This window comes from Xanthomonas populi (assembly GCF_002940065.1).
Lineage (GTDB): Bacteria > Pseudomonadota > Gammaproteobacteria > Xanthomonadales > Xanthomonadaceae > Xanthomonas > Xanthomonas populi.
On record NZ_MDEJ01000150.1, the window covers coordinates 1 to 9,332 of the forward strand.

At 63.6% G+C, this 9,332-nt stretch carries 6 protein-coding genes and 2 pseudogenes; 6 read left to right on the forward strand and 2 right to left on the reverse strand.

Features of this window, described 5'->3' with window-relative positions; all coding sequences use genetic code 11:
• Positions 1-78: 78 nt before the first annotated feature.
• From XpopCFBP1817_RS17740 to pncB, 5 genes and pseudogenes are all read left to right on the forward strand, one after another.
• Positions 79-723 (forward strand): annotated as a pseudogene (locus XpopCFBP1817_RS17740) (hypothetical protein); the annotation flags it as partial.
• Between the two features lie 13 nt (positions 724-736).
• Positions 737-2,644, forward strand: a complete 1,908-nt coding sequence (locus XpopCFBP1817_RS17745) for a glycosyltransferase family 2 protein (protein WP_128418129.1) — start codon at positions 737-739, stop codon at positions 2,642-2,644.
• A gap of 49 nt (positions 2,645-2,693) precedes the next feature.
• Entirely contained in the window at positions 2,694-3,998 is a 1,305-nt protein-coding gene (locus tag XpopCFBP1817_RS17750) for a hypothetical protein (RefSeq protein WP_167393971.1), read from the forward strand.
• Positions 3,980-4,948 (forward strand): glycoside hydrolase family 113, encoded by a 969-nt coding sequence (locus XpopCFBP1817_RS17755; RefSeq protein WP_128418131.1) that lies wholly within the window; start codon positions 3,980-3,982, stop codon positions 4,946-4,948. The genes XpopCFBP1817_RS17750 and XpopCFBP1817_RS17755 overlap by 19 nt, the downstream gene beginning before the upstream one ends.
• Before the next feature lie 124 nt (positions 4,949-5,072).
• A pseudogene (gene pncB / locus XpopCFBP1817_RS17760) lies at positions 5,073-6,130 on the forward strand (nicotinate phosphoribosyltransferase); the annotation flags it as partial.
• Between the two features lie 56 nt (positions 6,131-6,186).
• Here pncB and XpopCFBP1817_RS17765 read toward each other — a convergent pair.
• Both XpopCFBP1817_RS17765 and XpopCFBP1817_RS17770 read right to left on the reverse strand, forming a co-directional pair.
• On the reverse strand, positions 6,187-7,845 hold the full coding sequence (locus XpopCFBP1817_RS17765) for a PA domain-containing protein (RefSeq protein WP_128418132.1): 1,659 nt from the start codon (positions 7,843-7,845) through the stop codon (positions 6,187-6,189).
• On the reverse strand, positions 7,838-8,245 hold the full coding sequence (locus XpopCFBP1817_RS17770; RefSeq protein WP_128418133.1) for a post-PEP-CTERM-1 domain-containing protein: 408 nt from the start codon (positions 8,243-8,245) through the stop codon (positions 7,838-7,840). Before XpopCFBP1817_RS17770 ends, XpopCFBP1817_RS17765 begins: the two co-directional genes overlap by 8 nt.
• A gap of 421 nt (positions 8,246-8,666) precedes the next feature.
• Here XpopCFBP1817_RS17770 and arsC point away from each other — a divergent pair, with 421 nt between their 5' ends.
• Positions 8,667-9,089, forward strand: a complete 423-nt coding sequence (gene arsC / locus XpopCFBP1817_RS17780) for an arsenate reductase (glutaredoxin) (protein WP_128418135.1) — start codon at positions 8,667-8,669, stop codon at positions 9,087-9,089.
• Positions 9,090-9,332: the final 243 nt, after the last annotated feature.

Consider the following 9,332-nt stretch of genomic DNA (forward strand, 5'->3'; position numbering starts at 1 on the left):
GATCGCTGATTTTTTGAAGGTATGGTCATCATCCAGTGCGTGTCACCACGGCTACGACTTGGTTGTTCGAGGTGCCCTGAAGTCGGTTTCAATAACGACGAACCGGTGAACGGCGTGCTTGGCCGTGCGCGTCGCAGCACGACGGGTTTTGCGGATCAGGAAATCGGTCTGCGCTATGCGCTGCCCAGCGCCACGGACGACGTCTGGCGTAGTTCAGTGCAGGCGTTGGTCAGCATCCCGGCATATGGCCGCAGCAAGACCTACCATCCGAATAATCCGGGGCGCGACCCGGCGCTGGGCCTTGGCGACTACGGCCTGGAACTGCGTTACAGCCGTGGCCTTGGTTACATGCTGGGCGGGCGCAACGGTTATGTCGATCTGGGCGGCGCGGTGCGCCTGCGCGGCAGTGCCGCCTCCGACGAAGTGCGGGTGGATGCGTCCACCGGTCTGAGCCTGACCCCGAGCTGGTTGTTGCTTGGCGAACTCAACGTCATCCAGGGCCTGGGCAATGGCCGTAACGATGCCTTTGTCGTCGGCTCCACGCCCGGCGATTCAGGCTTTGTCGCCACCGGCACCAACTACGACCTCACCAAGCTGCAGTTGTCCACGCTCTACACCGCGCCGGGCGGCGGCCAGTGGCAGGTGGGATATCAGCAGCCGGTGATGGGCCGCAATACCGGTGCTGCAGGCGGGCCATTCGTGGCCGCCTGGTGGCGGTTCTAAGGGCGCCACGACAATGACATTCACCTGCGAAATGGACGCGCTGGGACGGGCACCGGACATCGGCCGCGAACGCGGTCTGTTGGGTCGCGCGCTGGTCACGGCAGGCGTCATCACCGACGAACAGCTGCGCTTGGCGCTGGCCTTGCAGCAGCGCTGGAACTCGCGCCTGGGCGATGTGATCCTGGCACAGCGCGGTGTGCCGGCGCAGCGGTTCTACGCCATCGTCGCGGCACACTTCGGTCTTGAATTTATCGACCTGGTACAGCAGCCGCCGGACCCGAGCCTGCTCACCCCCGGGGATCTGGATAGCTACGCGCAACGCCTGGTGTTGCCGTGGAAGCGCGAAGACGGCGTGCTGGTGCTGGCCGTGGCCGACCCCGACCCGGCGCTGTTCGCCTGGGCACGTGCGCATTACGCAGAGGAGGTGCGTTTTGTCGGTACCGCCAAGTTCGACATCATCTGGAGCCTGCAGCGCTACGCCGACGAGCAGCTCACCGCTAACGCGCTGAACCTGCTCGCCGCGCATGCGCCGACCTATTCGGCACGACAAGTGGTGACGCGCGGACAGAAATTCACGTTGTGGGCGGTCGCTGCGGTGCTGCTGATTGCGATGGTGCTGTTCCCGGTGCCGGCGTTGATCACCGTCAACGTGCTGGTGGCGCTCGGCTTTCTGGCGACCTTCGGACTGAAGCTGCTGCTGGTGTGGTTCGGCTCGCGCCACCGCATCGACATCAAGGTCACCGAAGACGAAGTGGCCGCGCTGCGCGACGACGACCTGCCGGTCTACACCGTGCTGGTGCCGATGTACAAGGAGCCGGAAGTCCTGCCGATTCTGGCCAACGCACTGCGCAAGCTGGATTACCCGATCAGCAAGCTCGACGTGAAGCTGGTGCTTGAAGCGGACGATTTCGACACCATCGATGCGGCCAAGAAACTCGGCCTGGAAGCATTCTTCGAAATTATCCGGGTGCCTTCGTCGCAACCCAAGACCAAGCCCAAGGCCTGCAACTACGCGCTGCATTTTGCACGTGGCGAACTGCTCACCATCTACGACGCCGAAGACAAGCCCGAGCCGGATCAGCTCAAACGCGTGGTGGCGGCGTTCCGCAAGGCCGAAAAAGATGTGGTGTGCATCCAGGCGCGGTTGAACTACTACAACGCCGACGAGAACTGGCTGACGCGGATGTTCACGCTGGAGTACACGCTCTGGTTCGACTTCTACCTGCCGGCGCTGGAATACCTGCGCATCCCGATTCCGTTGGGCGGCATCTCCAATCACTTCCGCCTGGACGTGTTGCGTCAGGTGCGCGCATGGGATCCGTACAACGTCACCGAAGACGCCGATCTGGGCGTGCGGCTGATCCAGAACGGCTATCGCGTCAACGTGGTGAACTCCACCACGTTCGAAGAAGCCAACGTCAGCATTCCCAACTGGATCCGGCAGCGTTCGCGCTGGCTCAAGGGCTATATGCAGACCTGGCTGGTGCACATGCGCGACCCGGTGCATCTGTATCGCAGCACCGGATTCAAGGGCTTTTGGGGCTTCCAGTTCTTCATCGGCGGCGGCTTCTTTACTGCATTGGGCGTGCCGGTGTTGTGGGCCTTGTATGTGGTCTGGGCGGTTACCGGAACGACTGCGTTTGAGCGCTTCTTCCCGCCGTGGCTGGCCACCATTTCGCTGGTCAATCTGCTGTTGGCCAATGCGTTTTTCATCTACATCACGCTGGTTGCTGCGTTCAAGCGCGACTACTTCAAGCTGGCGCCTTACGCGCTGACGGTGCCGTTCTATTGGGCATTGCAGTCGATCGCCGCTTACAAGGGTCTCTGGCAACTGATCCGTAATCCATTCTATTGGGAGAAGACCACACATGGCCTCAGCAAGCATTCGGAAAACGAGCGTCGCGCCGCACTCGAAGAGTGAGTCGGTCACGCGGCGTCGCGACAGCGGGCTGCCAGCGTTTCTGGTGGCCGTGGTGGCCTTGTCGTTGCTGAGCCAGCCGTTGTTCGTGCAGTCGGTGGGCACGGCCGCACCGGCGATGGCACCAGGTGCAGGCTTGCCGGCGACCGGGTTGTTGTCGTGGGCGATCGATCTCGGGCTGCACAGCTGGAACCTGCCGTTCCAGCTGTGGCCGTTCGTGGCAGTTGCGGCCAACGGGCTGTTCCTGTCGTTGTTGTGGCGCGATCTGGCCGGTGTGTTCGGACGTGGCTGGGCCAGTGGTTTGACTCTGCTGGTGGGCTGCAACCCGCTGTTTCTGCTGCCGATCGCCGCAGGCGGTAGCCAGGCGGTGGGCCTGCTCGCGTTCTATGGCTTGTGCCGCACCTTGCGTCGCTTGCAGACGCCGGTAGAGGCCTTCACTTACCTGCGTATGGCTGGTTGGTTGTGCATCCTGCTGTGCCTGGATCTGCAGACGCTTGCGCTGTCGACGATGGTGGCGCCCTGGCTGCTGCTGGTGATGCCGCCGCAGATGCTGCGCAAGGCGCCGGGCTCGTTCTATCTGGTGTGCTACCTGCCGTTCGCGTTTCTGGTGGGCATGTGGGCCTACGTCAATCTGACCGTGTTCAATGCGCCGTGGCCGACATTGTCCAGCATTGCGCAGGGCGCGCATCCGCTGCCGTTGCCGTTGGCCGACCAGGCGCAAGGTTGGTTGCCGGCGGTGCGCTGGGGCGTGGCGGCGGTGGTCTGCTTCCCGATCCTGGCGTTGCTGGTACGCAGCCGCAGTGGCGCGCTCACGCGCGGGGTGGTGGTCAGTGCCGGCACCGTCCTCTGTGCAGCGGCGTTGTCGTTCGCTTTCGGCTGGGCTGGCTTCGATGCCTTGTTGCTGCTGTGGGTGCCGGCCGCGTTGTTGTTGCGCGCGCTGCGCGCCGATCAGCGTAGCCAGGCGGCCGGATTGTTGTTGCTCGGCCTGGTCGGTGCGGAGTGGGTGCAGCCGCAGGGCTGGGGCAGCTGGCTGCGTGCAGCGCCTGCCGATGCGCAGTCGGCATTGCGGGGCGAGGCGGTGGTGATGGCTGCACCGGTGTCGCTGCCGGCGAGTCGCACAGCGGCGGCTGTAGCAGTCAATGCCGCTGTGGTGCAGCCGGCGGGGGCAGCCCTGGCTGAGATCGATGCCGCGGCGGCAACGCGTGTTGCTGCCGATGGTGCCGCACCGTCTGGCGTTGCGACGGACACGCTCGTGCAGCCGGGCAAGAACACCGCAACGCTTGGTGCAACGGAGTGCGCGCATCCTACGACTCCGTTGACCACCGAGGCCTCTGCTGCATGTTCAAACGCGTTCTAAGCACTGTGTTGTTGGTCGGCGTATGCATGCTCGCCAATGGATGCAACGCGGAGGCATCGATGTGGATGGGCGCCAACGTCAAGGTCTCGGCCAATGCGCCCTGGGAGAGCGAGGCTGCGGCGCAGTCGCTGGATGCGCTGGCCAAGACCGGCGCCAGCAAGGCGTTGCTGGTAGTGTTTGTGTGGCAGGGCAACCCACAGTCCAACGACCCGGTACTGGGCAGCGACAGCAGTGTGGAGGACATGCGCGCCGCATTGCGTCAGAGCCACCACGCCGGCTTGCAAACCACGCTCAAGGTGCATGTATGGATTCCCGGCCATTGGGCGGGCGATACCGCGCCCACCGACCAAGCAGCCTGGTTTGCGGCGTATCAGAATGCGCTTTTGCCGCTGGCCAGACTGGCCGAAGGCGAACACGCCGAAGCGCTGGTGATCGGCACCGAACTACGCAAACTGCAGGACGCGCCGCAATGGCCCGGCCTAGTGGCGGAAGTACGCAAGGTCTATCGCGGCAAATTGCTGTACGTGGCCGACGGCATGGAGCATGCAGAGAGCTTCCGCTACTGGTCGTTGTTCGATGCGGTGGGCACCAGCCTGTATCCGCGTCTGTCCGAAGCCGCTGCCACGCGCACGGCCGAGATGAACGCCGCCGCGCAGCGCCTGCAGCAATTGGGCCAGCGCGTGGGCAAGCCGGTATGGGTTGCAGAGTTGGGTTTGCGTTCTGCACGCGGCAGCCTGGCCGCGCCATGGGAAAGCCCGGAACAACGCCCCGCCGCAGTCGATACGCGCCTGCAATTTCAGGTGTTGCAGCAGTGGCGAACAGTGCTGCAAGAACACGCCGTGGAAGGGATCGCGCTGTGGTGCTGGTACACCGACCCAAAGGCCGGTGGGCCGGGCGATAGCGACTTCACCGTGCAGGGCAAACCTGCGCAGCAGTTGCTGGCGCGCTGAGCGATTGCCAAGCGCAATCGCCAAGCGCACTGCTGATGCGCTGACGGTGCGTATCGCATTGCACGCCTGGCATTGGATTGACTTGCCCGTAGCGCGATCGCCGCTGCGGGCACAATCCGGCCGCATGATCATCCACGTGCTGCTCGACACCGACCTCTATGAATTCACCATGATGCGGGCGGTGCTGCATCAGCATCTGGCCGCGCAGATCGACTGCCGCTTCAAGTGCCGCACACCCGGTGTGGATCTGGCGCAGTTCATCGACGAGATCTCGCACGAGATCGATGCGCTGTGCCGGTTACGTTTGCGCGAGGACGAAGCGGCTTACCTGCGCAGCCTGCGTTTCATCAAGCCGGATTTTGCCGAATTCCTGGCGCCGTTTCATCTGGATCACAAATATCTGCAGCTGTCGGCATCGGCCACCCATCTGGGCGAGATCGCGCTGACCATCCGCGGCCCGTGGCTGCACACCATCCTGTTCGAAGTGCCGTTGCTGGCGATCATCAACGAGGTGTGGTTGCGCAACACCGCCGAGCCGGATTTCGAAGAAGGCCGCAGTCGCCTGCGCGAGGAGGTGAGCAGCCTGCGCAGCCTGCCGGCCGGCTACAAGATCGCCGATGACGGCACCCGTCGGCGTTATTGGCAGCACTGGCATGGTGAGTTGCTGCCATTGCTGCGCGACGGCTTGGGCGAACACTTCGTCGGCATCAACAATGTGTATTTCGCCAAGCAGTACGGCCTGACCCCGCTGGGCACGATGGCGCACGAGTATCTGCAGGCGTTCCAGGCGCTGGAGCCGCGGCTGCGCGATTGGCAGGGGGCCGCGCTGGAATCGTGGCGCGCCAGTACCGCGGCGATCTGGGCATCGCATTGTCGGACGTGGTCGGGCTGGACGCGTTTTTGCGAGATTTCGCTCTGTATTTCTGCCAGCTGTTCGACGGCATGCGCTACGGGGCGGGCGACCCGTTCGACTGGGACGAGCGGGTCAGCGCGCACTCCGAAGCGCACCGCAGCGACCCCAGAACCAAGGTGCTGGTGTTCAGCGATGGCCTCAACATCGACAAGGTGATGCGGCTGTACGCGCACTTCCATGCGCGCTGCCGCTTAGCGTTTGGCGTGGGCACCAGCTTGACCAACGACCTGGGGCCGACGCCGCTGCAGAGGGTGATCGCAGCTAAACGCATGGCGCCTTTCGGCGCCGCTCGCAGTACACACAGGAATGCCTAACGCTTGCCCGCTTACGGACGCACCTTGGTCGCGCAGACGAACACCGACGTCTGCTGCACGCGGCTGATGGCGCCCTGGCTCTGCAACTCACGCGCATGCTCGTTCATGCAGGTCAGGTAACCCAACCGGTTGCCTGCGTTCTGCGTCTTGCACAGGCTGCTTTCGGCCGAGATGTTCGCACCCGCAATCAACCCGCCGGTTTCCAGCGTCGGCACCAGCGTCTTGCAGCTGCCCAGCTTGGCCAGCCCACGGTTCAAGGTCCAACCGATATCAGCAAACATCGCCGGGGTCAGGTCGATGTTGAGGTGGGCCTGTACTCCCGGGGTGTCGAACGGTTCCATCAACGCGTTCGGCTGCAGGTCGGTATCGAAGTGCGAGAACGTCGAACCACCGGCTACCACGCTGGGCGAATACAAGCGCGTGCGGCCTGCGCTGTCGGTGCCCTGCAATAGCTCGGGATCTTCGTACAACGCCGCGACCACTGCGGTGCTGCTCTTCAGGCGCGCACCATCGGCCTGCGACACCATGATCGCCGGGATGGTGATGTCGGTGATCGGCGGCGCGGCATTGCCCATCGTCTGCACGTCGGCCGCATTGTTGGCGACGATCACACCGACCGCGCCATTGCGCTGGGCATTCTGCACCTTGATCGCGAACGCGCAGGTGCCTCGGTCGATCAAGGCCACCTTGCCGGCAACGTCTGCCGCATTGACGAACGGTGTTTCGCAGCCATCGCTGGTCGATGCAGCGGCCACACCGTCGTTGACCGTCACCACCGCCTTGGCCGGGAAATTGGCCGTGCTGGCCACCGGCCCAAAACTGGCAAAACCCACGTCGTATTTACCGGCTGCGCTGGCCGGTGCGGTCACCTGAAGCAAGGTGCGCGGATCCAGGATCAGCGCCGCCTCACGATTGACGCGCGTGCCGGCCCACACCGTACGACCAGGTGTACGCATCGCTTCTGCACGCAGCGCGTTGGTCATGGTCGGGTCGTCGAAGCGCTTGTTCTGCACGTTGTCGAAGGCTTGTGCGGTGTAGACGTCGGTCAAGCCGCTGCCCGAGCCGAGTACGCCGGTGGTCTTGTTGAGGAAGCCCACCGCGCCCAAACCGTGGCCGATCTCGTGCATCACCACGTTGAGGAAGTTGATCTTCCCTTCGGGCGTGTTGCCGTCCAGACCCAGATACCAGCCCGAGCCGGCCAGGCAGTCTTCTTTGCCAAGGTCGCCGTTGAATTGCGAAAACACATCGGCCGGATCACTCGGGTCGGGGACCAGATCCTGCCCGGCGATCGCATCGCCCAACGCGGACGGATACAACGTATTGGGCGTGGAACCGGGGAAATCGTTGACGATCCAGTTCGGGCCGGCCCGGCCCAGCGTGCCGCCGGTAGCGGTACAGGTCAGCGGCGCGAACGAGGCATACACCTTGATCTCGACGTTGCTTTGCAGCACCGCTCCCCACAGATCCATCGCGTACTGGTAGGCAATGCGACGCTGCTCGCCCACCGAGCGGCCGGAATTGCCGCCCAACGGCGCAGCGGCAGTCGGATCGTTCAAGCCGACCGCAGTGCCGGCATCGCCATTGATCAGCGTGACATCGACAGCCGCTGCATGCAGCGGCGCCAGTGCGGCGGCCACGGCCAGAGACAACAGCAACAAGGGCTTATTCATGCGGCAGCGCTCCGTGCTCGGCGTGGGTGGCGTCGCTGTCTTCGCTGTGCTCGATGACGACGCGACCGTCGGCCTGACGGGCCGCCATCAGCGAACTCATCTGCGAGGCCGGCAACTTGCGCGCCACGGTGCCATTGGACAGACGGCGCTCGGTGGCACGGGCCGCGGCTTCGGTCTGCGGGACGCTCGTGTCTGCATCACTGCGGCGGGAGGCCGAGGTGGCCTGCTGATCCAGCGCCGCGCTCTCGGCCGCGGTCAGCGGGCGCAGCTTGCCGGTGGTGGGGTCGATACCGACCTTGGAACTGCTGGTTGTGGCTTCTTGCGCGACGGCCAGGGCTGGCAGGCAGACAACGCACAACACGCAAGACAGCATCCATCCGGGCTTGCGAAAGCTCATCATCGGTAGGTTTCCTTGAGTCCAACAGGGAAAAAGGGACTCCGTGCAGACACCAGTGTCGGGGGGAATCCTTGCGTTTTAGTCTGTTCATGACTGAATAATGAATCCGTGATACTTGTCTATTTTTCGACATGCGAGCGCCTGAATGCGAAGCGATAGCCTGAAATCGTCATCGGCGTACTTGTCATGGCAGATTTTCCGAATTGGCGCAGCGGCTGGCGCCCCGAGTGGCCGGGTTTTTGACACGAACCAGCGGGGCCAGAGGCCTCCAGCGCGGACGCTTCAAGGCACGCGCGCCAATGGCGCGCAAGCAGTGCCTTGGCGCCCCGCAAGAGAGCGGCTTATGCTCGGAATCAGCGCGCGCCAATCGCGCCATTCGACGGTAGCGCGTTACGTCTTAGCCAGTCCGCGCAACAGGTCATCCATGCACGCCGTTATCTACCACAACCCCAGTTGCGGAACGTCCCGCAACACCCTTGCCCTGATCCGCCATACCGGCATCGAACCGCAGATCGTCGATTACCTGCAGCACCCGCCAACACGCGAAACGCTGCAGTCCCTTATCGCCGCCGCCGCTATCCCGGTCCGCGACGCCATCCGCCAGAAAGGCACCCCATATCTGGAACTGGGGCTCGACGATTCCACTCTGGACGACGCAGCCCTGCTGAGCGCAATGCTCACGCATCCAATCCTGATCAACCGCCCATTCGTACAAACCCCGCTGGGGACGCGCTTGTGTCGGCCCTGCGAATTGGTGCTCGACCTGTTGCCGCCAGCCACGCACGGCTTCGTCAAGGAAGACGGCGAACGCGTACTGGACCTCACCGGTCAACGCGTGACTGGTTGAGCGGCAGGAAACCGAGCCAGCCAGACAACGCAGATCAGGACGCCAAGTGCCGAAGCAGCGGTCTCCGACGTCCCAGCTGCCAATCCCAAATCCCGAACCTCACCTGCGCCTACCGAACAGGTTTTAAAATCGCCATAACGTTTCCCGGGAGCAGCTATGGCCCGTTAACACATACGAAGCCCTTCAACGATCAGGACGAAGCTCAGGAATCCGAGGAACATGACGTCGAGCTTCTCAAAGCGC

Bases quoted from the DNA above. Each gene is read 5' to 3' on its own strand.
- XpopCFBP1817_RS17745 (WP_128418129.1), top strand. From the start codon at position 737: ATGACATTCACCTGCGAAATGGACGCGCTGGGACGGGCACCGGACATC.
- XpopCFBP1817_RS17755 (WP_128418131.1), top strand. From the start codon at position 3,980: ATGTTCAAACGCGTTCTAAGCACTGTGTTGTTGGTCGGCGTATGCATG.
- XpopCFBP1817_RS17765 (WP_128418132.1), bottom strand. From the start codon at position 7,845: ATGAATAAGCCCTTGTTGCTGTTGTCTCTGGCCGTGGCCGCCGCACTG.
- XpopCFBP1817_RS17770 (WP_128418133.1), bottom strand. From the start codon at position 8,245: ATGATGAGCTTTCGCAAGCCCGGATGGATGCTGTCTTGCGTGTTGTGC.
- arsC (WP_128418135.1), top strand. From the start codon at position 8,667: ATGCACGCCGTTATCTACCACAACCCCAGTTGCGGAACGTCCCGCAAC.